We start from the raw sequence: 25,126 nt of genomic DNA, 5'->3' as shown, positions 1-25,126 counted from the left end.
CGGCCGCGGGACTATCGTCCTCCCCCGGACGCCTGGCGCATGACACGATCGCATTGTGGCGCGCTGGCGTGCGCGTCCAGATCGGAGCGGAGACCATGAGGCGCGTGTGGGTTCAGATCACTCTCGGTGTGCTCGTTCTCACGGCGGGAGTGCTGATGCTCTTGGAGGTCGCCGACGTCGAGGCACCACCCCTGCTGCAGACGGTGGTCCTGCTCGGCGGGGCCGCCGTGTTCGGTTACGTGTTCTTCGCGAGCCGCGACGATTGGTGGGCCGCGCTGCCGAGTGCGGCCCTCGCGGGAGCGGCGATCGTCACGGTGATGGACATGAGCCCCGCAGTCGGGGGCCGATGGGCGGGCGCGGCCATGCTCGGCGCGCTCGGTCTAGGATTCTGGGCCGCGTATCTGCGGGACATCCGGCACTGGTGGGCGATCATTCCCGGCGGGGTGCTGGCGACGATGGCTGCGACGATCGCACTGACCGGAGCCGTCGAGGGACCGACGACGGGTGCGGTGTTCCTTCTCGGAGCGGCCGCGACGTTCGCCCTCGTCGCCGTGCTGCCCGGGGGCGCGGGACGCCGGTGGTGGGCGTGGATCCCGGCGGCCGTGCTCACGGTCGCCGCCGTCGCCGTGCTGCTGAGTGCGGCGGAGTGGGTCCTGCTGCTCAACCTCGCCGGACCGCTCGCGATCATGTTCGCCGGCGCCTTCCTCATCTGGCGCGCCCTGCAGAGGCGATCCGCCCGCTCCGGCAAGACCTCCTCTCCGACGCCCGGCCTCTCTTCTTGACGGAAGCACCCGGACTCCCCCGCGCCCGATAGATTCGGGCCTCGATGATCGGGCGCGCGCTCCGCGCGACGACCAGGCTGGATGTCGAAGGGGGAAGCGTGATCGCTGATCTGAACCGCGTCGTCGACGTGGTGGAGGCCGGGCTCGGCGACGAGCTCGACATCCCCGGCGTCGCACGGAGTCTCGGAACGACCGAGTACCACCTGCGCCGGATGTTCTCCTCGCTCGCCGGGATGCCGCTCTCCGAGTACATCCGGCGGCGACGGATGGCGGTCGCCGCGGCCGACGTGCTCGGCGGCGGCGATCTGCTCGGGATCGCGGTCCGCTATGGATACGGCTCAAGCGAAGCCTTCGGGCGAGCGTTCCGCTCCGTCCACGGCGCCGGTCCGGCCGAGGTCCGCCGTGACGGCGGCCCCCTTCGCACGCAACCGCAGCTCAGGTTCCGCCTGACCGTCGAAGGGAAAGAATCCATGATCAACCGAATTGCCGACCGACCCTCGTTCCTCCTTGTGGGCCACGCCGCGCGCGTCCCTCTCATCCACCGAGGCGTCAATCCGCACATCCAGGCCCACATCGCGTCGCTTCCGGCGACGGAGCACGACCGACTGAAGGCGCTCAGCACTGCCGAGCCGTCCGGGCTCCTCCAGGTGAGCGCAGACGTCGACCCGGACTATGCCGAGGGCAGCGAACTCACCTACCTCCACGGTGTGGCCGTCGCCGAGGGATCCACTCCCCCCGAGGACCTCGATGTGATCGATGTGCCTTCGGGGACGTGGGCGGTCTTCCGCGTCGACGGCGCGTACCCCGACGCCCTGCAGGAGGCGTGGGCGGCGACGGCGAGCGAATGGTTCCCGTCCAACCCGTGGCGCCTGCGACCCGGCCCGTCCATCGTCGCAGTGCTGGATCGCTCGCCGGACTTCGCGACGGCGACGTGCGAACTGTGGCTTCCGGTGGAGCGCTCCTGACTCGCGAGGTTTGCCCTGCGAACAGAGCAAGCGGGCGGGGCCGCGGTGGCTCCGCCCGCTCGTCGTGGTCTTTGTCAGAGTCCGACGCTGTCGTCCGTTGTGCTGGTGGTGCGACGGGTGACCTGCTCCCCGCCGGCGGGGTCGACGGCCGTGCGGGTGACCGACTCCGCGCTCCGGCGACGCATCATGAGGATGATCCCCAGGAAGAAGATGACCGCTCCGGCCGCCATGAGGATGTACCCGATCATGTCGAGGCTCACGTATTCGACGTCGATGTTCACGGCGAACGCGAGAATCGCTCCGATCGCGAACAGCGCAATACCTGCTCCGATGCTCATGCGAGGTTCCTTTCCGGGGCGCGACGGTCGGCCCTCCCCTGATTGCGGACGTGATCGTCCTGCGTCCCCACCATGGTGCAACCCCGATCGGCCGCAGAGGGTCTTGACAAATCGCGGGATGACGTGTTCGGTGCCCGGCACGGTGCGTCGCGGCGGGTCCGCCGCCTCTATAGGGTGGCGACATCCGACCGGAAGGACCCGCCGTGACCACTCCCCTCGTCGTCTCCCCCGAAGTGCAGGCCGCAGTCGCATCGGGGGCAGCCGTGTTGGCGCTGGAGTCGACGATCTTCACTCATGGGCTGCCGCGACCGCGCAACGTCGACGTCGCTCAGGAGGCCGAGGCGAGCGTCCGCGCGCTCGGCGTCGTCCCCGCCACCATCGGAGTGATCGACGGTCGACCGACGGTGGGCCTCTCGCCGTCGGAGATCGTGCGGCTCTGCGAAGACGACGGTGTCGTCAAGGCGAGCCTCCGCGACGTTCCCGTCGTCGCATCCAAGGGTCTCAGCGCGGGGACGACCGTCGCGGCGACTGCCTACCTCGCTCATCTTGCGGGCGTGCGTGTCTTCTCGACCGGCGGTCTCGGGGGCGTCCACCGGGAGGCGCAGCAGACCTTCGACGAGTCCGCCGACCTGGGGACCCTCGCCACGCTGCCTCTGGTGGTCGTCAGCGCCGGAGTGAAGTCGATTCTCGACATCCCCCTGACCCTCGAGCGACTCGAGACGCTCAACCTCGCCGTACTGGGCTACCGGACCACCGACTATCCCGGCTTCTACGTGGCCGACTCGGGGCATGACATCGAGTACTCGGTCGACTCCCCCGCCGAGATCGCGCGCATCGCACGTGTGCGCGACAGCCTGGGCATCTCCTCCACCCTGCTCATCGCCAACCCCGTCTCATCGGAGCGCGAGCTCGATCCGAATCTGCACGACGACGTTCTCGCCCGCGCCCTCGCGGCGGCCGACGCCGCCGGCGTGACCGGACACGACACGACGCCGTTCCTTCTGGACTTCATGCAGCGTGAGACGGATGGCCGGAGCCTCGACGTCAACGTGGACGTCTATCGCGGGAACGTCCGACTCGGTGCGGAGATCGCGGTGGCGCTGTCGGGACCGGATCGGTGATCCTCGTCATCGGCGACCTCGTCGCAGATCTCATCGTCCTCGGCAGCGGCCCGCTCGAGCGCGGCACCGACAATCCCGCCGAAGTGCGGCTCACCCGGGGCGGGAGCGCCGCCAACGTGGCGGTTGCCGTCGCGGCGCAGCATCCGGCGCGCTTCATCGGAAGGGTCGGCGACGACACCATAGGCCGCGCACTCGTCGAAGAGCTCCAGTCGGCAGGCGTGGAGCCCTTTGTCCAGCGCGCAGGACGCACCGGAGCGATCGTCGTGCTGGTCGACGCCGAGGGCGAGCGCACGATGATCACCGACCGTGGCGCCGCGGCACAGCTCGACGCCGTCGACCCGGCGTGGCTCGACGGCGCGGACTGGCTTCATCTGCCCCTGTACGGTTTCGCGGCGCCGGCATCGCGCGCGGCGATCCTGGATGCCGCGGCCGCGGTTCTCGCGGCGGGCGCGCCCGTAAGCCTCGACCTGTCCAGCGTCGCCACGATGCGGGAGATCGGCCCCGTCGTGCTGCAGGAGATCGTCGACCGCGTCAATCCCTCCGTCGTCTTCGCCAACGCCGAGGAGGCGGTCGTAGCCGACGAACTCGACCTGGATACCGGATCTGCGGTCTTCGTCGTGAAGCGCGGTGGCGAGCCGGTGAGGGTCCGCACCGCCGATGCCGTCCACGACGTGCCGGTGGGCCGGGTCGACGATGTGCTCGACTCGACGGGCGCCGGCGACGCCTTCGCGGCAGGCTACATCGTGTCGGCACTGGGCGGCGCCGACACGATGGTTGCCGCGAACGCGGGCAGCGAGCTCGCCGTGCGCGCGCTTCGACGGCCCGGGGCCCTGTGAGTCAGGCGCCGGTCATCGCCTCGACGACACGCTCCATGTCGTCGACGAAGGCGTTGTAGCCGGCGATCGTCGCTGCCACCTGCTCGTCGGTGAAGTCGGCGCGATCCTGACGGATGGTCAGCTGGGTGCCGCCGTCGACCTCATCGAGGTCGAACAGGACCGGAAGTCCCGCGTCGCCGTCCGGCTGATCGGTGAGGGTCATGGCGAGGTGCGACGGCGGCTCGACGGCCGAGTACTCCCCCGACCAGTCGATGCGATTGCCGTCGGGCAGCACCATCACGGCCCGGAACGCTCCCCCGGGACGCACATCCATCACGAGGCTCTCCTGCGGCACTTCGACGGCTGCGGTGCCGAACCAGACGGCGAAGTGCTCCGGCCGGGTGAGCGCATCGAAGACGAGCTCGCGCGGGGCGCGCAGCGTGCGGGTGAGGGTGAAGTACTCGGTCATGATGTCTCCTGTGTTCGGTCGGTGGTGGTGGTCCGGAGCTGCTGAAGGGCGTTCAGGTACTGGTCGAGGGCATCGACGCTGTCTTCCCAGAAGCGTGCGTAGTCGCCGATCCAGCGGGAGGCATCCGCGAGCGGGCGTGCGTCGAGGGCGGCGGGACGGTACTGCGCCTCGCGTCCGCGGGTCACCAGGCCCGCGGATTCGAGGACGCGGAGATGCTTCGAGACGGCGGCGAAGGTCATGTCGAACGGCTCGGCGAGTTCGCCGACCGTCGCCGCTCCCCCGCTCAGCCGCTCGAGGATGGCGCGGCGGGTCGGGTCCGCCAGGGCGGCGAACGTGCGACTGAGCTGATCGGTGGTCATACTGCCCTCCTCATTCAACTGATTGGTACTATACACATCAGTTGAATACCGGTCAACGTCCGAGGTCGGCGATACCGTTGCGAAATGCCTCGCACCGTCTTCTACACTGCGACGACCTTGAACGGATTCCTCGCCGACGACGCCGATTCGCTCGACTGGCTCTTCTCCGTCCCCGGCGGCGAAGGGGGTGACGCTGACTTCCAGGAGTTCCTCTCCGGCATCGGAGTGCTCGTGCAGGGTTCCGCGACCTACGAATGGGTTGTCCGCCACGAAGACCTGATCGCTCACCCCGAGAAGTGGCCGGCGTACTACGGCAGGCGGCCGACCTTCGTCTTCACCCGGCGCGATCTGCCATCGATCCCCGGTGCCGATGTGCGATTCGTGCGGGATGACGTCCGCCGGGTCTGGCCGCAGATCAGCGCCGCGGCGGGCGATCGTGATGTCTGGGTCGTCGGTGGCGGCGATCTCGCCGGTCAGTTCTCGGATGCCGGGCTGCTCGATGAGATCCGGCTCTCGGTGGCCCCCGCGACGCTCATCTCGGGCAAGCCCCTGCTCCCCCGCGACCTCGGCGCCGACGTCCTGCACCTGACCGGCGTGCGACGCGCGGGCGCCTTCGCCGAACTCACCTACTCTGTGACGGGAACACCCTCGTGAGCGAGCGGTGGCGCGGTGTCGCCGCCGCGCTTCTCAACCCGGATCTGCGCGCGGTGCTCGCCGAGGCGATGGGCGGTGAGCACCTGCGCGGCGATCGCCGGGACCGCGCGGTGGCGCGGCTCGTCGAGCTCGGGTTGGTGCGCGACGAGTCCGGCGATCTCCGCCTCGACGAAGGCTTCGTCCGCGGGCTGCTCGCCGAGCAGCCGAGAGCACGCCCGACCGGGCCCGGGCGGTTCCTCGATGGTCGCGGACGCATCGACCGCTATCCGGTCAAGGCTGCCGATCGCGACGAGCTCCTCCGCTGGGTCGCCGGGCAGGCATTCGAACACGGCGTCGTCTTCACCGAGCGCGAGGCGAACGATCGTCTTCGCCGATTCACCGATGACGTCGCGGCGCTGCGACGACACCTGGTCGACGCCGGGCTGCTCGAGCGCACCGCCTCCGGATCCGAGTACGCGCTCGCATCGGACGACGTGGGGTCGGGATCAGAACGCTGAGGGGCGCACCTCGAACCAATCCGGATGCTTGGGCGCGCGCCCGTCGCCGGATGACGTTCCCGTCAGGCGCCGCCGGACCCATGGCCCGACGTGCTCCCTGTAGTAGGCGGCACCGCGGGTCAGGGCCGCGGGAAGTTCCGGGAGCGACCACCATGCCGGGTCGGGCTCCTGCCCCAACGCGGTGAGCACTCGGGCGGCCACGCGGTGGTGTCCGCGGGCGTTCATGTGCAGGCGGTCCTCGGACCAGTACGGCGGGCGGGAGAGTTCGCGGTCGGGCCAGTTGAACGCGCGCACGACGTCGTCGCGGTCGGCGAGCTTGTTCGAGACGGCCGCGGAGAGGAGGTCGCCGCGGCGCTGGATCACCCGGCTGAGCGGAAGCTGGGCCGACGGATTGGCGCCCGACAGCACGATGAGCCGCACACCCTCCTCATCGCATCGGCGAAGGACATGGGTGAACGCGTCCAAGATGCGGGACACGCTCGTTCGCGGCCGGAGCATGTCGTTCCCCCCGCCGTTGAAGGACAGGTGGGTCGGCCGCAGCGCGAGCGCCGGCTCGAGTTGCTGCTCGACGATCGGCCACACGAGCTTTCCCCGTATCGCGAAATTGGCGTACTGCACCGCCTCTCCGCTCGATTGCGCCCACCCCTGAGCGACGAGGTCGGCCCAGCCGCGCACGCGTCCGTCGGGAAGCTCGTCGCCCACGCCCTCGGTGAAGGAGTCGCCGATCGCGACGTACCGCACGGATGCCATCGTCCCAGCCTACGGTCGGTCAGCGGTCGTCGAGAGCCGCTCCACGCCGGTCGACGAGCCCCCAGGCGGCGACGGCGGCGACGGCGAAGAACACGGCGAACACGACGAACAGGAGCGGGGCGCCTCCGGCTGCCAGGAGCAGCGGGACGCTGAGCGGTGCCAGGATCGACGCGAGCCTGCCGGCGCCGGCGGCCCAGCCGGAGCCGGTCGCCCGAAGGGACGTGGGGTACATCTCGGGCGTGACGGCGTACAGCGCCCCCCACGCGCCGAGGTTGAAGAACGACAGCGCCATTCCGGCGGCGATGACGGCGACCTCGGTCGAAGCGGTGCCGAAGAATCCCGCTGCTATAGCGGATCCGACCAGGAACACCGACAGCGTCACGCGGCGGCCCCAGACCTCGATCAGCCATGCCGCCACGGCGTATCCCGGAAGCTGGGCGAGGGTGATGACCAGGGTGAATCCGAATGAGCGAACCAGGTCGTAACCCTGCGCGACGAGGATCGACGGGATCCAGATGAACGCGCCGTAGTACGAGAAGTTCACGCAGAACCACACGAGCCACAGGCACGCCGTGCGAACGCGGAACTCCGTCGCCCAGAGGGCGGCCAGCCGGGACGAGAGACTCGTCGCAACGGGGGGCGCGGCATCCACCCTCTGGGTCGCTGCCGCGGAAGAAGGGGATGCTGCCCCCGCCGACTCCTCGAAGGAGCGCACCACGCGCTCAGCATCCGCGAATCGGCCGCGACGCTCGAGCCAGCGCGCCGACTCGGGCAGCCCCCACCGGACAACGAGTGCGTAGGCCGCCGGGAGGGCGCCGAGCGCGAACGCCCATCGCCACCCCGCCTCGGACGCCGGGATGACGAAGTACCCGATGAGGGCCGCCGCCGTCCATCCCACCGCCCAGAAGGCCTCGAGGAAGACGATGAGCCGGCCGCGCATCCGCGCGGGCGCGAACTCGCTCACGTAGGTGGAAGCGACAGGCAGTTCGGCGCCGAGTCCCAGGCCGACGATGAAGCGCAGGATGAGCAGCGCCACGAGCCCGCCGACGAGCGCGCTCGCGCCGGTGGCCAGACCGTACACCAGCAGGGTGACGGCGAAGACCGACCGGCGCCCGAATCGATCGGCCAGAAGTCCTCCGACACTGGCGCCGACCGCCATGCCGATGAACCCGACGGACGCGATCCACGCCGTCTCCTGCGGCTGCAGCTGCCATTGGACCGCGAGGGCGGCGATCACGAAGGAGATGAGTCCGACATCCATCGCGTCCAGCGCCCAGCCCAGACCCGAGCCCGTGAGGACCCTGAGGTGCCGCCGGGTGAAGGGCAGTTCGTCCAGCCGTCGCGAGATCGTGGCCGCGACGCGCGGCTCGGCATCCGTCATAGCGTCATGCTACGGACGCACGGGCGCGCCCGGGTCGTCACGACAGCATGTCCCGCACGAGCGGCGCAACCCTCGTGCCGTACAGCTCGATCGAATTCATCAGCCGCTCGTGCGACAGCGTGCCCGTCGAGAACTTCATGTCGAAGCGCTGCACCCCCAGCGACTTCACCGTGTCGACGATCTTGCGTGCCACCGTCTCGGGCGAGCCCACGTAAAGGGCGCCCTCGGGACCGACGTCGCGTTGGAACCGCATGCGGCTGTAGGGCGGCCACCCCCGCTCGCGGCCGATGGTGTTGTTCATCGCCGCGAACCCGTCGTATGCCTCTTCCCAGGCTTCCTGATCCGTCGCAGCGATATGACCGGGCGAGTGCACGCCGATGGGGAGGTGCGGTTTGTCGAAGGTGGCGAGCGAGCGACGATAGAGGTCGGCGAACGGCCGGAACCGCTCGGCCGGTCCGCCGATGATCGCGAGCATGAGGCCATAGCCGTACCGCGCGGCGCGCACCACCGACTCGGGCGTGCCGCCGACGCCGACCCACGCGCGCAGGCCGTTCTCCGTCTTGGGGAACACGTCGGCCTCCTGCAAAGGCGCGCGGAGCGTGCCCTGCCAGGTCACGGGCTTCTCCTCCAGCAGCTGCGAAAAGAGATCCAGCTTCTCGTCGAACAGCGTCTCGTAGTCGCGCAGGTCGTAGCCGAACAGCGGGAAGGACTCGATGAACGAGCCTCGACCGAGGATCACCTCCGCGCGACCGTGAGAGACGGCGTCGAGCGTTGCGAACCGCTCGAACACGCGTACCGGATCATCGCTGGAGAGCACGGTGACGGCGGTGCCGAGGTGAATGCGCGACGTGCGCGCTGCCGCAGCGGCGAGCACGATCTCGGGGCTGGAGATCGCGAACTCGCGGCGGTGGTGCTCCCCCACTCCGAAGAACGACAGGCCCACCTCGTCGGCGAGCACCGCCTGGTCGACGACGTTGCGGATCGTCTGCGCATGGGTCACGGGCTCCCCCGCGTCGTCGTGCGTCACGTCTCCGAACGTGTCCAGTCCCAGCTCCACAGTGGCGAGGTCGGCCATGCGTGGCATCCTTTCCATTCGCTTGAATGAATCATGTGACAGGGGGAACCCGACGTGCGTGCGCCCCATTCCCGGCAGACGAGAGGATGCCGCGGGCGTACCGTGAGCCTATGGCCCTCTTCGCCGACCGTACCGCCGCAGGGCACGAGCTCGCGGACGTACTCGCATCGTGGCGGGGCCGGGACGCGCTTGTCGCCGGGATCCCGCGAGGCGGTGTCGTCGTCGCGGCGGAGGTCGCGCGCGTGCTCGGCCTCCCGCTCGGCGTCGTGATCGTGCGCAAGCTCGGAGCTCCCGGGCAGGAGGAGTTCGCCGTGGGCGCGATCGCCGAGGACGTCCGGGTGCTCAACGCCGCACCCCGACGGGAGGATGCCGTCTCTCCGGCCCGGATCGCGGAGGTGGAGGCCGCGGAACGCGTGGAGCTCGAGCGTCGCGGCCGGCTCTTCGGGGCCGCCGACGACGTTCGCGATCGCGTCGTGATCGTGGTCGACGACGGGATCGCGACCGGCGCGACGGCGACCGCGGCGTGCCGGTCCCTTCGAGCCCGGGGAGCAGGGCGGGTGATCCTCGCGGCGCCGGTCGCGCCGGCGGAGTGGGAGCCCGGACCGGACGACGTGGACGGGTACGTGTGCCCGCATCGGATGCGCCCGTTCTGGGCGGTGGGCGAGTTCTACGACGACTTCACCCAGACAAGTGACGCGGAGGTCGTGGGGCTGCTGTCCCACGACCTCCGCGACTGAGTCCGCTCAGTGCGACAGCGCGCTGCGGAGGGTGTCGAGGCCGACGCCGCCGATGTCGAGCGCGCGCTTGTGGAAGCGCTTGATCGAGAACTCGGATCCTTCGCGGGCCGCGACATCATCGCGCAACTGCTCCCAGATGCGCTGCCCCACCTTGTACGACGGCGCCTGGCCCGGCCACCCGAGGTAGCGGTTGACCTCGAACGTGACGAACTCGTCCGGCATGTTGACGTTGTGGCGCATGAACTCCAGCGCGAAGTCGGCGTCCCAGATGCCCTGGCCGTCCGGCCGCGGCTTCTCGAGGTGGACGCCGATGTCGAGCACGACGCGCGCCGCGCGCATCCGCTGCCCGTCGAGCATGCCGAGACGATCGGCCGGGTCATCGAGGTAGCCGAGCTGCTCCATGAGCCGCTCGGCGTACAGGGCCCAGCCCTCGGCGTGACCGGAGGTTCCGCCGAGCAGACGGCGGTAGCTGTTCAGCTGCGCGCGGTTGTAGACCGCCTGCGCGATCTGGAGGTGGTGACCCGGGACACCTTCGTGATACACGGTGGTGAGCTCGCGCCACGTGTCGAACGACTCGACCCCCTCGGGCACCGACCACCACATGCGCCCGGGACGCGAGAAGTCGTCGGTCGGCCCGGTGTAATAGATCCCGCCCTCCTTCGTCGGCGCGATCATGCACTCGAGCTTGCGGATCGGCTCGGGGATGTCGAAGTGGGTACGGCCCAGCTCCTCGACCGCACGGTCGCTCGTCTCCTGCATCCACCGCTGGAGGGCGGCGGTGCCGTGGAGCTTGCGGCTGTCGTCCTGTTCGAGGAACGCGACGGCCTCCTCGACGGAGGCGCCCTCCTTGATCTCGTTCGCGATCGACTCCTGCTCGGCGACCATGCGCGCGAGTTCCTCGACACCCCACTCGTACGTCTCGTCGAGGTCGACCGTCGCACCCAGGAAGCGGCGGGAGTGCAGGGCGTAAAGTTCCCGGCCCACCGCATCTTTCTCGGTCGCGGCGGGGGCGAGCTCGGTGCCGAGGAACCGGGCGAGCTCGTCGTAGGCGACACGGGCGGCGTTGGCGTTGTCGGCCAGCTCACGCGCGAGGGATGCCGGCAGCTGGCCCTCCGCGGGGGCCGCCTCAGCCGCGAAACTCGCGAAGAAGCCGGTGTCCTCTGTGTAGCGGCCGATCTGGGTCGCGACCTCGACGACCTGGCGTCGGGCAGGGACGACACCCTGCTCGATGCCCGCGCGAAGCGAGTGCACGTAGCCCTCGATCGCCGCGGGGACCGCGCCGAGACGGGTCGAGATGATCGACCAGTCGTCGGTCGTGTCGGTCGGCATGAGGTCGAACGCGGAGCGGATATCCTGCGCGTGCGAGGCGATCACGTTGAGGTCGCGCAGATGCCACTTGGCGTCGTCGAGCTCGATCCCGAGCTCGATCTCGCGAGCCAGATCCTCTTTGGTGACGGCGTCGATGTCGTCCACCGGGGTGGCTGCGGCGAGGGCGGCGAGAGTCTTGCGTCCCTCTTCGATGAGGCGCTCCTGCCCCGCCGGGCTGTAGTCGCCGAACCGGTCGTTGAACTCGCTCCGGCCGATGTAGGTCGCGAGGGTGGGCTCGAGCTCGGCGAGAGTGTCGACCCATGCGTCAGCGATCGTGTCGATCGGCGTGGGCGTGCGTGTTTCGTCAGTCATGCGTCGAGCCTAGGGACGCGTTCGGCGACGCGCCAAACGCGCTTCGTGCGCCGACGGGGTCAATGACCCGCCTCGTTCCAGTCGGCGCCTCGTCCGATCTGGACGTCGAGCGGCACCGAGAGCGTCGCGGCGTCGCCCATCCGCTCACGGACGATCTTCTCGGCTGCGTCCCACTCGCCGGGAGCCACCTCGACGACGAGTTCGTCGTGGATCTGCAGGAGGACGCGCGAACGGAGTTCTGCGGAGGCGAAGTCGTCGTGAATGTGGAACAGCGCGATCTTCATGATGTCGGCCGCGCTGCCCTGGATGGGCGCGTTCAGGGCGGCTCGCTCGGCGTTCTCCCGCAGTACGCGATTGGGACTGGCCAGGTCGGGGAACGGCCTGCGTCGACCGAAGATGGTCTCGGTGTAGCCGTCGATCCGCGCCTGCTCGACCGATGAGCGCAGGTAGTCGCGCACGGCGCCGAAGCGGGCGAAGTACTCCATCATCAGCTGCTTGGCCTCGGACTGCTCGATCCGCAGCTGCTTCGACAGGCCGAAGGCCGAGAGTCCGTAGACGAGCCCGTAGGACATCGCCTTGACCTTCGTGCGCATCTGGGGCGTCACGTCGGCGGGGTCGACCGAGAACACACGGGCGCCGACGAATCGGTGCAGATCCTCGCCCGAGTTGAACGCCTCGATGAGGCCCGGATCCTCCGACAGGTGCGCCATGATCCGCATCTCGATCTGCGAATAGTCCGCCGTGAGCAGGGTCTCGTACCCTTCGCCGACGGTGAAGGCCGAGCGGATGCGTCGGCTCTCCTCAGTGCGGATCGGGATGTTCTGCAGATTGGGGTCGGTGCTCGACAGCCGACCCGTCTGGCTGCCGGTCTGGACGTAGGTCGTGCGGATACGGCCGTCGCCGGCGATCGACGTGTCGAGGGACTCGATGATCTGGCGGAGCTTCGTGGCCTCACGATGCTGGAGCAGCAGGTCGAGGAACGGGTGCGGGTTGGTCTCCTGCAGGTCGGCCAGGACAGCGGCGTCCGTCGAGTAGCCGGTCTTGGTCTTGCGCGTCTTCGGAAGCTGCAGCTCGTCGAAGAGAACCTCCTGGAGCTGCTTGGGCGAGCCGAGATTGACCTCGCGGCCGATCGCCGCGAACGCCTCTTGGGCGATCCCGTCAGCGCGCTGCCCCAGCTCGGCCGAGAACGTCGCCAGGGTGTCGTGGGAGACGGCGACTCCCGCGAGCTCCATGTCGGCGAGGGTGAGGAGGGTCGGCAGCTCGATCTGGGTGAGCACCTTCTCGACGCTCGCAGGCAGTTCGCCTCGGAGCGCCTCCGCGACGCGGACCGTGAACCACGACAGCTGTCCTGGTGTCGCCCCCTCGGTCTCGGGCACGAGCTGCGTGGGGTCGGACTCGGGGAGCTTCTCGTCGAGGTACCGGTCGACGAGGTCGGCGAGGGTCTTGTCAGGAAGGCTCGGTCGAAGCAGCCACCCGGCCAGGACCGTGTCGAAGTCGAGCCCGCCCACGGTGAGCCCCGCGCGGCGCAGCCCCTTCACCTGGGGCTTGGCGTCGCTGAACAGCTTGGGGGCTTCTGACGCGAACCACGGGCCGAGCACGTTCTGCACCTCGGGCGTCCACTCGGCCTCGGCCGCGGCATTCGCCGTCGCGAAGCCCACGCGACGGGGCAGGCCGGCTTCGAGCACGAGCGTGACGCCGACCGGACCGTCGGCGGCCTCGAGCCACGCGAGGAGATCGGTCGGCGAAGGCTCGGCGGGCTGCGGCATGGGGACGGCGGCGGCCGAGGCGACCGCGGCCATCTGCTGCTCGATGCCCGCCAGCTCGGCGACGCGGGGAATGAGGGTCTTGAACTCCAGGCGCGCGAAGATGTCGCGCACCGCCTGCGCGTCCATGGGCTTGACCTCGAGCTCGTCGATGGCGACGGGGAGGTCGACGTCGGTGAGGAGACGATTGAGCGTCCGGTTGCGGCGGACGGCGTCGAGGTTCTCGCGCAGGTTGCCGCCGACCACCCCGGTCACCTTGTCGGCTTGCTCGAGGAGCGCATCGAGCGAGCCGAACTGATTGAGCCACTTCACGGCCGTCTTCTCGCCGACCTTCGGCACGCCGGGGAGGTTATCGCTGGTCTCGCCGACCAGGGCGGCGATGTCGGGATACTGCTCCGGGGGTACGCCATAGCGGTCGATGACGGCCTGCCGGTCGTAGCGCTTGAGCTGCGAGACACCCTGCACATTCGGATACAGGAGGGTGATGTCGTCGTTCACGAGCTGGATGGTGTCGCGATCACCGGAGCAGACGAGGACGTCGAAGTGCTGCTCGGCCGCCTGGGTCGCCAGCGTGGCGAGGATGTCGTCGGCCTCGATGTCCTCCTTTTGGATCACCGTGATGCTCATCGCGGCGAGGCAGTCCTGGAGGATCGGGATCTGCCCCTTGAACTCCGAGGGGGTCTCGGAGCGGTTCGCCTTGTACTCGGGGTACTCACGCGTGCGGAACGACTGCCGCGATGTGTCGAACGCGACCGCCATGTGAGTGGGCCGCTCAGCCTTGATGAGGTTGATCAGCATCGCGAGGAATCCGTAGATGCCGTTGGTGTGCTGACCGTCTTTCGTGGAGAAGTTGTCGACGGGAAGAGCGTAGAAGGCCCGGTAGGCCAGCGAGTGGCCGTCCACGACGAGAAGGGTAGGCTTTGCGGAGTCCGTCACCCTGCAAGCCTAGCCAGGGCCGGAGACACGCCCTCCCTCCCCGAAGGTGCCTGGATGCCTGAGAACGCCCCCGCCCCCGTCGACGGTCTGGAATGGGCGGCGAACCGCGGCATGGGAGCCCTCGCCGAGAAGATGGGGCTCCGTTTCACCGAGTTCTCCGTCGAGCGGTGCGTCGCGACGATGCCCGTCGAAGGCAACACGCAGCCGGTCGGCCTGCTGCACGGCGGCGCGTATGTCGTGCTCGGCGAGTCGCTGGGCTCGATGGCGGCGAATCTGCACGCCGGTCCCGGGAGGCTCGCCGTCGGCGTCGACATCAATGCGACCCACACTCGCTCGGCGACCTCGGGAATTGTCACCGGCGTGTGCACACCGCTCCACCTCGGCCGGACGGTCACCGTGCACGAGATCGTCGTCACCGACGACGAAGGACGACGCTGCTCGACGATTCGCATCACGAACCACGTGAAGGATCTGCCGCAGCGGTGAGAGAGCGGATGTCGCGCACCGGCGTCTTCTCGCGGGCTTCGTCCCGATCTGCGCGCTTCGCGGGCTACTGGACGATGAGCCCTGCCGCAGGATTCACTTCTTGGGCGCGAGCTGCTCGATGATCGCCTTGGCGACGTCCTGCATGGTGAGCCGGCGATCCATCGACGCCTTCTGGATCCACCGGAAGGCCTCGGGCTCGGACAGCCCCATCTTCTCGTTCAGCAGACCCTTCGCGCGGTCGACCAGCTTGCGGGTCTCGAAGCGCTCGACCATGTCGGCCACCTCGGCCTCGAGCGTGATGATCTGCTCGTAGCGGGCCAGGGCGATCTCGATCGCAGGCAGCAGGTCGTTCGGCGTGAACGGCTTGACGACGTACGCGAGAGCACCGGCCTCGCTCGCACGCTCGACCAGTTCCTTCTGGCTGAACGCGGTGAGGAGGACGACCGGAGCGATGTGATTCTTGCTGAGCTTCTCGGCTGCGGAGATGCCGTCGAGCTGCGGCATCTTGACGTCCATGATGACCAGGTCGGGGCGGAGGTCGGTGGCAAGCTGCACCGCCGTCTCGCCGTCTCCGGCCTCGCCGACGACGTCGAAGCCGTTGTCGCGGAGGATCTCGACGATGTCGAGTCGGATCAGCGACTCGTCCTCGGCGACCACCACGCGGCGGGGGGTCGATGCCGGCGTTGCGGGGGTCTGCTCCTGCTCAGTCACCATTGAATCCTACGGTATGGTCAATCGCGGAAGCGGGCATCAGCCGGCTGCCGGTGTGGCGGAATGGCAGACGCGACCGACTCAAACTCGGTTGCCCGAGAGGGCGTGTGGGTTCGACTCCCACCACCGGCACTCCCCCGGTTCGCGATCAGAGACGATCGGCCACCGTCGCGGCGACCGACAGCCACGCGTCACGCGTCTGAGACGAGAGAGCGTCGAAGTCGATCGGGCCGCCGTCGACGAGCGAGGGGTCGAACGGCGCGATGACGACCCCCGACGTGACCTGCTGGAAGTGGCGCGTCAGCCGCGACTCCAGACGCTTGTCCGGGCGCGAGGAAGGCGCCGTGAGCACCGTCACGGCGCGGTCGACCTTGTCGCCGAAGCCCTTCTCGCGCAGCCCGTCGAGCAGCCAGGCCGCGCTGGCCGCGGTGTCCTCGCGCACCGTCGACACGATCACGAGCTGGTCGGCGGCCGCGACGGCGGCGATCCAGTTGGACGCCCGCATGTTGTTGCCGGTGTCGATGATCATGAGCCGGTAGTAGCGGCGGAGCAGCGCATGGAGGCGGTCGAACGCCGCGGCGTCGATCGTGGAGGATGCCGCGGCATCCTCATCGGAGGCCAGCACGTCGAACCGCGCATCGACCTGGGTTCGCACATACGTGTCGAGAGCCGCCAGTCCCGCCGCGCTCGGATCGGCGAATCGGCCCAGATCGTCCAGCAGGTCGACCGCGGTGCGGTTGTGCGGAGCGTTCTGGGCGCGCCACCCCAGGGTGCCGCGGGTCTCGTTGTTGTCCCACGCGAGCGTCGCGCCACCGCGCAAGGTGCCGAAGGTCGCCGCGAGCAGGAGGGTGCTCGTCGTCTTGTGGGCGCCGCCCTTGGGGTTGAGGACCACGATCGTCCGAGGGGCGTCGAGTCGGCGCTGCACGCGCTTCTCGCGATCGAGCCGCGACTGCTCCGCGCGCCCCGGCTTCGGGGAGATCAGCCCTCCTGTGCCGCGGCGGATCGTCGCCCGCCATCCCTCGGTCGCGCGCGGACGCTCCCCGGCGTCGCGGGAATCGAGGAGGTCCTGGACCGTCGGCTTGCCGGTGTCCCGCGCCGCGGTGGCCGCCGCGCGGGTAGGCGGCACGGCCGAGACGGCGGGTGCCGGTTCGGCCGGCGACTCCGGTACGACCGGCGCACTGCCGGGTGGCGCCGTGACGACGGGAGGAGCCGGTGTGAGGGATGCCTCGGCCACCGCGGCCGGCTCGAGCGACTCCGCGAAGGTCCCGTCGGGGTGCACGACGATCGGCCACCGGGACGACCCCTCGACGAGGGTCGCGTGCGCGGGCTCCCCCGCCGATGCGGCGAGCAGCCGGATCTCCTCGACCACGCGATCGCGCAGCGCACGGCTGTCCGCCGCGACGACCTGCTCGACCTCACCGCCGACGTGGAGCTGAGCTACCGTGCTCGACAGAATGTGGACCGTTGCCTCGGGCGTGCGTGTGGTCATGCGTCTTCCTCCCGCGCGGTGAACCGTTGCGCCGCTCCACGTTAGCCCACCGCGGGCGGCACTGCCCGCGGCATCCGGCCCTTGCGCGTTCAGGCCCCGAAGTACTGGTTTCCGAGCGCCTTGCTCTTGAGCGCCTCGAACTCGCCCTGGGAGATCGACCCGGCATCGAGGAGGGCCTTGGCCTTGGCGATGTCGTCAGCCGGGCTTGCCGATGCGGCCGGTTTGTAGTCGTCGACCTCGGGTGCTGAGACGTATCGAGCGCGTGCGCGCGCGGCCATACCGCTCCCGCGGGCGATCACATAGACCAGCGCGGTCAGGAACGGCACGAAAACCAGGGCGATGATCCACAGGGCCTTGAACCAGCCGTTGAGCTTCTCATCGCGGAAGAGGTCGGTGATGATGACGATGACGACGTAGATGTAGGCCACGAACCAGAAGATCCACAGCAGCCACCAGAAGAAATCCATGCGACGGCCTCCACACGAGAGAAATGACAGCGGTCGCGCTCAGCATACTGAGCGCGACCGCTGAGGGAACAGATCGCCCGGTCAGATCTCGTTCGACTTGTAGATCGGCGCCTTGCCGTGAACCGCGTCGCCTACCTTGTGGATGCGGATGTCATTGGTCGAGCCGATGATTCCGGGAGGAGAGCCCGAGATCACGACCACCTTGTCGCCCACCTTCGCGAGATCGTTCGACAGCAGGTGATCGTCGACCTGGATGAACATGCGGTCGGTGTGTGCGACGTGCTCGACGAGAGTCGAGGTGACGCCCCACGTGAGCGCCATGCGACGACGAATACCCGGCTCCGGCGTGAACCCGATCATCGGGATGCGCGGCCGCAGGCGGGACATGCGTCGCGCCGTGTCGCCGGACTCCGTGAAGATGCACAGGTACTTGGCATCGACGAACTCGGCGACCTCGAGGGCGGCGAGCGTGATGGCACCGCCCTGGGTGCGGGGCTTGGTCGTGAGGGGCTGGATGCGCTCGAGCCCGTGCTCCTCGGTCGAGTCGATGATGCGCGCCATGGTCTCGACGACGACGACCGGGTACTTGCCCACGCTGGTCTCGCCCGAGAGCATGACCGCGTCGGCGCCGTCGAGGACGGCGTTGGCGACATCGCTCGTCTCGGCGCGCGTGGGCACCGGGTTCTCGATCATCGACTCGAGCATCTGCGTCGCGACGATGACCGGCTTGGCCATGCGGCGGCACAGCTCGACCGCGCGCTTCTGGACGATCGGCACCGCTTCCAGCGGCAGCTCGACGCCGAGATCGCCGCGCGCGACCATGATCCCGTCGAACGCGTCGATGATCTCCTCGAGGTTGTCGACCGCCTGCGGCTTCTCGATCTTGGCGATGACGGGGATGTGGCGCCCCTCCTCGGCCATGATGACGTGGACGCGCTGGACGTCCTTGGCGTCCCGCACGAACGACAGCGCGATGATGTCCGCCCCGGCGCGAAGGCCCCACCGCAGGTCCGCCTCGTCCTTGTCGGACAGCGCCGGAACGTTGACGGCGACGCCCGGCAGGTTGATGCCCTTGTTGTTGGACACGGGCCCGCCCACGATGACCTTCGTCGTGACGACGGTGCCGTCGCTCTCGACGACCTCGACGCGGACCTTGCCGTCATCGATCAGAAGGAAGTCGCCGGGCTTCACATCGTTCGGAAGACCCTTGAAGGTCGTGCCGACGATCTCCTTGGTCCCGAGGATGTCCTCGGTGGTGATCTTGAACGTGTCGCCGACGGCGAGTTCGTGGGGGCCGTTCTCGAACTTGCCGAGTCGGATCTTCGGCCCCTGCAGGTCGACCAGCACGGCGACGGGGCGTCCCGCGTCGTCTGCCGCCTTGCGCACGTTGGCGAAGTTGTTGTCGTGGACCGAGTAGTCCCCGTGGCTCAGGTTGAAGCGGGCGACGTCCACGCCCGCATCGATGATCGCGCGCACGCTCTCATACGACGAGGTGGCGGGTCCGAGGGTGGCGACGATCTTGGCGCGTCTCATCCGTGTGTGTTCTCCGGGTTTTTCTAGGGCGAATGCCGTGGGAAAGCCTACGCGGGCTGCAGGCCGATCGCGACATCGGTCGGGCGGACGGGCGAGGGCAGCTGGGTCTCGCCCATGAGGTAGGCGTCGACGCTCGCCGCAGCGGCGCGACCCTCGGCGATCGCCCACACGATGAGCGACTGGCCGCGCCCGGCGTCGCCCGCGACGAACACGCCGGGGGCCGTGGTCTGGTAGTCCTGCTCGCGGTGCACGTTGCCGCGCCCGGTGAACTGGGCGCCCAGCTGCTCCTCGAGGAGCTGTCGCTCAGGACCGGTGAAGCCCATGGCGATGAGAACCAGGTCCGCGGGGATCTCGCGCTCGGTACCGCTCTTGGGCACGCGGCGACCGTCCACGAACTCCGTTTCGGCGACGCGCAGCGCGCGCACTTCGCCGGCGTCGTTGCCGAGGAACTCGACGGTGCTGGCGAGGTAGGACCGCTCGCCGCCCTCCTCGTGTGCGGACTGCACCTCGAAGATCGTCGGCGACATCGGCCAGGGCTGGTGGTCCGGGCGCTCTTCCGGGGGACGGCGCCCGATGGCGAGGTTCGTCACGCTCAACGCGCCGTGCCGGTGGGCGGTGCCGATGCAGTCCGCGCCGGTGTCCCCGCCGCCGATCACCACGACGTGCTTGCCCTCGGCCGAGATCTGGTGCGGGACCGCATCACCGGCCACCGCCTTGTTGGACTCGACCAGGTACTCCATGGCGAAGTGCACACCCGCCAGGTCACGGCCGGGGATCGCGAGCTCGCGGGGCACGGTCGCGCCGGTCGCGATGACGACGGCGTCGTACCGCGCACGCAGGTCGCTCCATGAGATGTCGCGGCCGATCTCGACGCCGGCGCGGAACCTCGTGCCCTCGTCCTGCATCTGGCGCAAACGAGCTTCGAGGTGGCGCTTCTCCATCTTGAAGTCGGGGATGCCGTACCGCAGGAGACCGCCGATGCGGTCGTCACGCTCGTACACCGCGACGGTGTGACCCGCACGGGTGAGCTGCTGAGCGGCGGCCAGCCCGGCAGGGCCCGATCCGACGACGGCCACCGTCTTGCCCGTGAGACGCCCCGGCGGCTCGGGCTCGACCCAGCCGTGCGAGAACGCCTCGTCGACGATCGAGACCTCGATCTGCTTGATCGTCACTGCCGGCTGATTGATGCCGAGGACGCACGAGCTCTCGCACGGCGCCGGGCACAGGCGCCCGGTGAACTCCGGGAAGTTGTTGGTCGCATGCAGGCGCTCGCTCGCCGACCGCCCCTCGCCGCGCCACGTGAGGTCGTTCCACTCGGGGATGAGGTTGCCGAGCGGGCAGCCTTTGTGGCAGAACGGCACACCGCAGTCCATGCACCGGCCGGCCTGACGCCGCAGCACGGCGGAGTCGCCCGGCTCATAGACCTCTTTCCAGTCCATGATGCGCACCGGGATCGGCCGACGCGGGGGCAGCTCTCGCTCGGTGACCTTCAGAAAGCCTTTCGGGTCAGCCACCCGTCACCTCCAAGATGCGATTCCAGACGACGTCGCCGTCGGGATCCAGCCCCTCCGCCACCGCGTTCTGACGCGTCTCGAGCACCGCGGCGTAGTCGCGCGGAAGGACGCGGACGAAGTTCTCGAGCTCCGACTCGAAGTCGGCCAGCATCGCCGCAGCGAGGGTCGAATCGGTCTCGGCCACATGCTGCTCGAGCAGGTCGCGCAGGATCTCGGCGTCCCCCGACCCGAGTGTGCCCAGCACGAGCTCGCCGGACGCCAGGGCCTCGCGGTTGACGAGCTTCCGGTCGAGCTTGTAGACGTACGCCGTGCCGCCCGACATGCCCGCGCCGAGGTTGCGCCCTGTCACGCCGAGGATCACCGCGAGCCCGCCGGTCATGTACTCCAGCGCGTGGTCCCCCACACCTTCGACGACGGCCGTGGCCCCGGAGTTGCGGACGAAGAAGCGCTCGCCCACGACCCCGCGCAGGAAAAGGGTGCCCTGGGTGGCGCCGTAGCCGATCACGTTGCCCGCGATCACGTTCTTCGAGGCGTCGAAGGTCGCCGTACGCGGCGGGCGCACGACGATCTGACCACCCGAGAGACCCTTGCCGACGTAGTCGTTCGAGTCACCCTCGAGGCGAAGCGTGATACCGGCGGGCATGAACGCCCCGAACGACTGGCCGGCCGACCCCGTGAGGTTCACGACGATGCTGCCCGAGGGCAGCCCGTTCTCACCGCGCGCGACCGTGACATGGTGTCCGAGCAAGGTCCCGACCGCTCGCTCCGTGTTCCGGATGGGCAGGTCGATCGTGACCTCTCCGCCGTGGGCGATGACGTCGCGCGCACGCTCGATGAGCTGGATGTCGAAGTGCTCGTCGATCTCGTGCTTCTGGGCCGAGGTGTTGCGACGCGGCTCGCCGTCGGCGAACACCGGACCCTGCAGCACCGGCGCGAGGTCGAGGCCGTTGGCCTTCCAGTGATCGACCGCGCCGTCGATGTCGAGGAGCTCGCTGTGGCCGATGGCCTCGTCGAGGGAGCGGAACCCGAGTTCGGCGAGGTACTCTCGCACCTCTTCGGCGATGAACTCCATGAAGTTGACGACGAACTCCGGCTTGCCGTTGAAGCGCGACCGCAGTACGGGGTTCTGCGTGGCGACGCCGACGGGACACGTGTCGAGGTGGCAGACGCGCATCATGATGCAACCGGAGACCACCAGCGGCGCGGTCGCGAACCCGAACTCCTCCGCGCCCAGGAGTGCGCCGATGATCACGTCGCGGCCCGTCTTGAGCTGGCCGTCCACCTGCACGGCGACGCGGTCGCGCATGCCGTTCAGCATGAGCGTCTGCTGCGTCTCCGCCAGGCCGAGCTCCCAGGGCGTCCCGGCGTGCTTGAGCGAGTTCAGCGGGCTGGCGCCGGTGCCTCCGTCGTGACCGGAAACCAGGATCACATCGGCCAGGGCCTTCGCGGTTCCGGCGGCGACCGCGCCGATGCCGGACTGGCTCACGAGCTTGACGTGCACGCGGGCACGTGGATTTGCGCGCTTGAGGTCGAAGATCAGCTGCTTGAGGTCCTCGATCGAGTAGATGTCGTGGTGCGGAGGCGGCGAGATGAGTCCGACACCCGCCGTGGCGTGCCGCGTGCGCGCCACCCACGGGTACACCTTCGTCGGGGGAAGCTGCCCGCCTTCGCCGGGCTTCGCGCCCTGCGCGAGCTTGATCTGGATGTCGTCGGACTCCGTCAGATACAGGCTCGTGACGCCGAACCGGCCCGAGGCGACCTGCTTGATCGCGCTGCGGCGCTCGGGGTCCAGGAGCCGGTCGACGTCTTCGCCGCCCTCGCCCGTGTTCGACTTCGCACCGAGTCGATTCATCGCGATCGCAAGCGTCTCGTGCGCCTCCTTCGAGATCGAGCCGTAGCTCATCGCGCCGGTCGAGAATCGCTTCACGATCGACGACACCGGCTCGACCTCGTCCAGGGGCACCGCTGGGCGGCCTTCGGTCTTGAGCTTGAACAGACCGCGCAGTGTCTTCAGCTCGCTCGCCTGATCGTCGACGAGCTTGGTGTACTCGCGGAAGATGTCGTAGCGGCGCGAGCGGGTTGCGTGCTGGAGCCGGAACACGGTGTCGGGATTGAACAGGTGAGGAGAGCCGTCGCGGCGCCACTGGTACTCGCCGCCGGTCCACAGCCGCTCGTGGGCGCGCACGGCCGCGTCTTCGGGATAGGCGTACGTGTGGCGCGCCGCGTTCTCGGCCGCGATGACGTCGAGCCCGACACCGCCGAGCTTCGTCTCGGTGCCCGTGAAGTACTTCTCGACGAACTCCTCGGACAGGCCGACCGCCTCGAAGACCTGCGCTCCCGCGTACGAGGAGACCGTCGAGATGCCCATCTTCGACATGATCTTCAGCACGCCCTTGCCGAGCGCGTAGATGAGGTTCTTGACAGCCTTCTCGGGCGGGATGCCCGTGATGTAGCCGGCGCGCACGAGGTACTCGACGGTCTCCATGGCGAGGTACGGGTTGACGGCGGATGCTCCGTACCCGATGAGCGTTGCGACGTGGTGGACCTCTCGCACATCGCCGGCCTCGACCACGAGACCGCACTTCATGCGGGTCTCCTTGCGGATGAGGTGGTGGTGCACGGCGGCGAGCATCAGCAGCGACGGGATGGGCGCGAGATCCTTGTTGGAGTCGCGGTCCGAGAGCACGATGAACTCCGCGCCGTCCTCGATCGCCTGATCGACCTCGTCGCACATCTGCGCCAGGCGCTTCTGCATGCCCTTGTGACCGGCTTCGACCCGGTAGAGGCCGCGGATCGTGACCGACGTGCGCCCCGGCAGGGCGGTGTCGATGTGCTGGATCTTGGCGAGCTCGTCGTTGTCGATGACGGGGAAGTCCAGCGTCACGACGCGCGTGTGCCCGGGTCCCCACTCCAGCAGATTGCGCTCGGGACCGAGCCCCAGCGAGAGCGACGTCACGACCTCTTCGCGGATGGAGTCCAGCGGCGGGTTGGTCACCTGCGCGAACTGCTGCGTGAAGTAGTCGAACAGGAGGCGCGGACGCTCGCTGAGCACGGCGACCGGAGTGTCGGATCCCATCGCGCCGAGGGGCTCGGCGCCCGTCTGCCCCATCGGCGTCAGGAGGATCCGGACCTCCTCCTCGGTGTAGCCGAACGTGCGCTGGCGACGCGTGATCGAGGCGATCGGGTGCACGATGTGCTCGCGCTCGGGGAGCTCGGCCAGGCGGACCCGCCCGGCATCCAGCCACTCCTGCCACGGCTCGAGCTCTGCGAGGTCGCGCTTGATCTCGTCGTCCTCGACGATGCGGCCCTGGGCGGTGTCGACCAGGAACATGCGGCCCGGCCGGAGTCGCCCACGACGCTTGATCCGCTCCGGGGCGAAGTCGAGGACACCGGTCTCGCTGCCGATCACGACGAGCCCATCGGTGGTCTCGGTCCACCGGCCCGGCCTCAGGCCGTTGCGGTCCAGGGTCGCGCCCACGAGGGTGCCGTCGGTGAAGATGAGGGCGGCGGGGCCGTCCCACGGCTCCATCTGCATGGAGTGGAACTCGTAGAACGCGCGCAGCTTCGGGTCGATGTCCGCCTGCTTCTCGTACGCCTCGGGCACCATCATCATGATGGCGTGCGGCAGGCTCCGCCCGGTCAGAGTGAGCAGCTCGAGGACCTCGTCGAACGAGGCCGAGTCGCTCGCACCGTCCGTGCAGATGGGGAGGAGCGGGCGGATGTCGCCCAGGAGCTCCGACTCGAGCTGGGACTGACGCGCCCGCATCCAGTTGCGGTTGCCGTTGACGGTGTTGATCTCGCCGTTATGGGCGAGCATCCGCAGCGGCTGCGCGAGCGGCCAGGACGGGAACGTGTTCGTGGAGTACCGCGAGTGGACGACCGCGAGCTCGGACGCGAAGCGCTCGTCCTGAAGGTCGGGGTAGAACGGCTCGAGCTGGAGGGTGGTGACCATGCCCTTGTACCCGAGGGTGCGTGCGGACAGCGAGACGAAGTAGGCGCCGAGTTCGGTGCGGGCGCGCTTGCGCAGGCGGAAGGTGCGACGGTCGAGCGCGATGCCCGACAGCGCCGCGGCGTCGCCGACGGCCGGCCGCGAGACGAACAGCTGCTCGAAGACAGGTCGCGCGGCGAACGCGAGCTTCCCGAGATTCTCGTCGGCGGTGGGCACCTCGCGCCATCCGAGAACGGTGAGGTTCTCGGATGCCGCGATCCGCTCGATCCCCGACTTCTGCGCGGCACGCGCGTCGTCGTCGCGCGGCAGGAAGACCATCCCTGCGGCGTACTCCCCCACGGGCGGCAGCTCGAAGTCCACCACGGCGCGGAGGAACGCGTCGGGCATCTGGGTCAGGATGCCGGCGCCGTCGCCCGTTCCCGCGTCGGAGCCGATCGCCCCGCGGTGCTCGAGGTTGCGCAGGGCGGTCAGCGCGAGGTCGATGATGTCGTGGCCGGCCTCGCCCCGCAGCGTCGCGACCATCGCCAGGCCGCAGGCATCCTTCTCGAACGCCGGGTTGTACATCCCCTGCTTGCGCGGGAATCCGGACAGCTCGGACTGTGCGGTGATCTGCGCCTCGGTCGAGGCGAGATGACGGGGGCTCGCAGCCATACCT

General features: G+C 69.1%; 22 protein-coding genes and 1 tRNA gene. 9 read left to right on the top strand and 14 right to left on the bottom strand.

Annotated elements, in window-relative coordinates; genetic code table 11:
- Positions 1–104: 104 nt before the first annotated feature.
- The gene (locus tag ACFQ0P_RS14405) at positions 105–782 is read left to right on the top strand and encodes a hypothetical protein (RefSeq protein ID WP_204979342.1); all 678 of its coding nucleotides are present in this window, start codon (positions 105–107) and stop codon (positions 780–782) included.
- Between the two features lie 98 nt (positions 783–880).
- On the top strand, positions 881–1,747 hold the full coding sequence (locus ACFQ0P_RS14400) for a GyrI-like domain-containing protein (protein WP_204979341.1): 867 nt from the start codon (positions 881–883) through the stop codon (positions 1,745–1,747).
- A gap of 74 nt (positions 1,748–1,821) precedes the next feature.
- On the opposite strand, the gene ACFQ0P_RS14395 is transcribed toward ACFQ0P_RS14400, so the two are convergent.
- Positions 1,822–2,085 carry a DUF6458 family protein gene (locus ACFQ0P_RS14395; protein WP_204979340.1) on the bottom strand — a complete coding sequence of 88 codons (264 nt, stop codon included), beginning with the start codon at positions 2,083–2,085 and terminating at the stop codon, positions 1,822–1,824.
- 203 nt (positions 2,086–2,288) lie between these two features.
- Between ACFQ0P_RS14395 and ACFQ0P_RS14390 the strand changes: the two genes are divergently transcribed.
- Together ACFQ0P_RS14390 and ACFQ0P_RS14385 are read left to right on the top strand one after the other, a co-directional pair.
- The gene (locus ACFQ0P_RS14390; protein ID WP_204979339.1) at positions 2,289–3,206 is read left to right on the top strand and encodes a pseudouridine-5'-phosphate glycosidase; all 918 of its coding nucleotides are present in this window, start codon (positions 2,289–2,291) and stop codon (positions 3,204–3,206) included.
- Positions 3,203–4,042 (top strand): carbohydrate kinase family protein, encoded by an 840-nt coding sequence (locus ACFQ0P_RS14385; RefSeq protein WP_204979338.1) that lies wholly within the window; start codon positions 3,203–3,205, stop codon positions 4,040–4,042. Before ACFQ0P_RS14390 ends, ACFQ0P_RS14385 begins: the two co-directional genes overlap by 4 nt.
- Before the next feature lies 1 nt (position 4,043).
- Here the strand turns inward: ACFQ0P_RS14385 and ACFQ0P_RS14380 are convergent, their stop codons facing one another.
- A complete protein-coding gene (locus tag ACFQ0P_RS14380) occupies positions 4,044–4,490 on the bottom strand; it encodes an SRPBCC family protein (RefSeq protein WP_204979336.1) in 447 nt (148 codons plus the stop codon).
- Positions 4,487–4,849, bottom strand: a complete 363-nt coding sequence (locus ACFQ0P_RS14375) for an ArsR/SmtB family transcription factor (RefSeq protein WP_204979335.1) — start codon at positions 4,847–4,849, stop codon at positions 4,487–4,489. Before ACFQ0P_RS14375 ends, ACFQ0P_RS14380 begins: the two co-directional genes overlap by 4 nt.
- A gap of 84 nt (positions 4,850–4,933) precedes the next feature.
- Here ACFQ0P_RS14375 and ACFQ0P_RS14370 point away from each other — a divergent pair, with 84 nt between their 5' ends.
- Positions 4,934–5,503 carry a dihydrofolate reductase family protein gene (locus ACFQ0P_RS14370; protein WP_204979334.1) on the top strand — a complete coding sequence of 190 codons (570 nt, stop codon included), beginning with the start codon at positions 4,934–4,936 and terminating at the stop codon, positions 5,501–5,503.
- On the top strand, positions 5,500–6,000 hold the full coding sequence (locus ACFQ0P_RS14365; RefSeq protein ID WP_378772636.1) for a DUF2087 domain-containing protein: 501 nt from the start codon (positions 5,500–5,502) through the stop codon (positions 5,998–6,000). The genes ACFQ0P_RS14370 and ACFQ0P_RS14365 overlap by 4 nt, the downstream gene beginning before the upstream one ends.
- Here the strand turns inward: ACFQ0P_RS14365 and ACFQ0P_RS14360 are convergent.
- From ACFQ0P_RS14360 to ACFQ0P_RS14350, 3 genes are read right to left on the bottom strand one after another with little or no spacing between them, the layout of a single operon-like run.
- The gene (locus ACFQ0P_RS14360) at positions 5,989–6,750 is read right to left on the bottom strand and encodes an SGNH/GDSL hydrolase family protein (RefSeq protein WP_204979333.1); all 762 of its coding nucleotides are present in this window, start codon (positions 6,748–6,750) and stop codon (positions 5,989–5,991) included. The two genes, ACFQ0P_RS14365 and ACFQ0P_RS14360, sit on opposite strands and share 12 nt — an antisense overlap.
- A 19-nt stretch (positions 6,751–6,769) precedes the next feature.
- Positions 6,770–8,131: an MFS transporter gene (locus ACFQ0P_RS14355; protein WP_204979332.1), complete on the bottom strand. Its 1,362-nt coding sequence runs from the start codon at positions 8,129–8,131 to the stop codon at positions 6,770–6,772.
- A 37-nt stretch (positions 8,132–8,168) separates the two neighbouring features.
- Entirely contained in the window at positions 8,169–9,206 is a 1,038-nt protein-coding gene (locus tag ACFQ0P_RS14350) for an LLM class flavin-dependent oxidoreductase (RefSeq protein WP_204979331.1), read from the bottom strand.
- 110 nt (positions 9,207–9,316) lie between these two features.
- Here ACFQ0P_RS14350 and ACFQ0P_RS14345 point away from each other — a divergent pair, with 110 nt between their 5' ends.
- Positions 9,317–9,943, top strand: coding sequence for a phosphoribosyltransferase (locus ACFQ0P_RS14345; RefSeq protein WP_204979330.1), 627 nt, complete (start codon positions 9,317–9,319; stop codon positions 9,941–9,943).
- A gap of 6 nt (positions 9,944–9,949) precedes the next feature.
- On the opposite strand, the gene ACFQ0P_RS14340 is transcribed toward ACFQ0P_RS14345, so the two are convergent.
- Positions 9,950–11,623, bottom strand: coding sequence for a DUF885 domain-containing protein (locus tag ACFQ0P_RS14340; RefSeq protein ID WP_204979329.1), 1,674 nt, complete (start codon positions 11,621–11,623; stop codon positions 9,950–9,952).
- Positions 11,624–11,682: 59 nt separating this feature from the next.
- Positions 11,683–14,322: a DNA polymerase I gene (gene polA / locus ACFQ0P_RS14335; protein ID WP_204979328.1), complete on the bottom strand. Its 2,640-nt coding sequence runs from the start codon at positions 14,320–14,322 to the stop codon at positions 11,683–11,685.
- Positions 14,323–14,376: 54 nt separating this feature from the next.
- On the opposite strand from polA, the gene ACFQ0P_RS14330 reads away from it, so the two are divergent.
- Positions 14,377–14,808 carry a hotdog fold thioesterase gene (locus tag ACFQ0P_RS14330; protein WP_204979327.1) on the top strand — a complete coding sequence of 144 codons (432 nt, stop codon included), beginning with the start codon at positions 14,377–14,379 and terminating at the stop codon, positions 14,806–14,808.
- Between the two features lie 93 nt (positions 14,809–14,901).
- On the opposite strand, the gene ACFQ0P_RS14325 is transcribed toward ACFQ0P_RS14330, so the two are convergent.
- Positions 14,902–15,522, bottom strand: coding sequence for an ANTAR domain-containing response regulator (locus ACFQ0P_RS14325; RefSeq protein WP_378772631.1), 621 nt, complete (start codon positions 15,520–15,522; stop codon positions 14,902–14,904).
- A 46-nt stretch (positions 15,523–15,568) separates the two neighbouring features.
- Here ACFQ0P_RS14325 and ACFQ0P_RS14320 point away from each other — a divergent pair.
- Positions 15,569–15,651: transfer RNA gene (locus ACFQ0P_RS14320), tRNA-Leu, on the top strand.
- A gap of 16 nt (positions 15,652–15,667) precedes the next feature.
- Here ACFQ0P_RS14320 and ACFQ0P_RS14315 read toward each other — a convergent pair.
- The 5 genes from ACFQ0P_RS14315 to gltB all read right to left on the bottom strand — a co-directional run bounded on the left by ACFQ0P_RS14315 (position 15,668) and on the right by gltB (position 25,122).
- Positions 15,668–17,008 (bottom strand): MinD/ParA family ATP-binding protein, encoded by a 1,341-nt coding sequence (locus ACFQ0P_RS14315; RefSeq protein WP_204979325.1) that lies wholly within the window; start codon positions 17,006–17,008, stop codon positions 15,668–15,670.
- 89 nt (positions 17,009–17,097) lie between these two features.
- On the bottom strand, positions 17,098–17,475 hold the full coding sequence (locus tag ACFQ0P_RS14310; RefSeq protein WP_204979324.1) for an SHOCT domain-containing protein: 378 nt from the start codon (positions 17,473–17,475) through the stop codon (positions 17,098–17,100).
- Positions 17,476–17,556: 81 nt separating this feature from the next.
- Positions 17,557–19,008: a pyruvate kinase gene (gene pyk, locus ACFQ0P_RS14305; RefSeq protein WP_204979323.1), complete on the bottom strand. Its 1,452-nt coding sequence runs from the start codon at positions 19,006–19,008 to the stop codon at positions 17,557–17,559.
- A 47-nt stretch (positions 19,009–19,055) separates the two neighbouring features.
- A complete protein-coding gene (locus ACFQ0P_RS14300) occupies positions 19,056–20,522 on the bottom strand; it encodes a glutamate synthase subunit beta (RefSeq protein WP_204979322.1) in 1,467 nt (488 codons plus the stop codon).
- The gene (gene gltB / locus ACFQ0P_RS14295) at positions 20,515–25,122 is read right to left on the bottom strand and encodes a glutamate synthase large subunit (protein ID WP_204979321.1); all 4,608 of its coding nucleotides are present in this window, start codon (positions 25,120–25,122) and stop codon (positions 20,515–20,517) included. The genes ACFQ0P_RS14300 and gltB overlap by 8 nt, the downstream gene beginning before the upstream one ends.
- Positions 25,123–25,126 lie beyond the last annotated feature (4 nt).

The organism is Microbacterium insulae, assembly GCF_042677065.1.
Classification (GTDB): domain Bacteria; phylum Actinomycetota; class Actinomycetes; order Actinomycetales; family Microbacteriaceae; genus Microbacterium; species Microbacterium insulae.
This window is presented reverse-complemented; position numbering and strand designations above follow the sequence as displayed.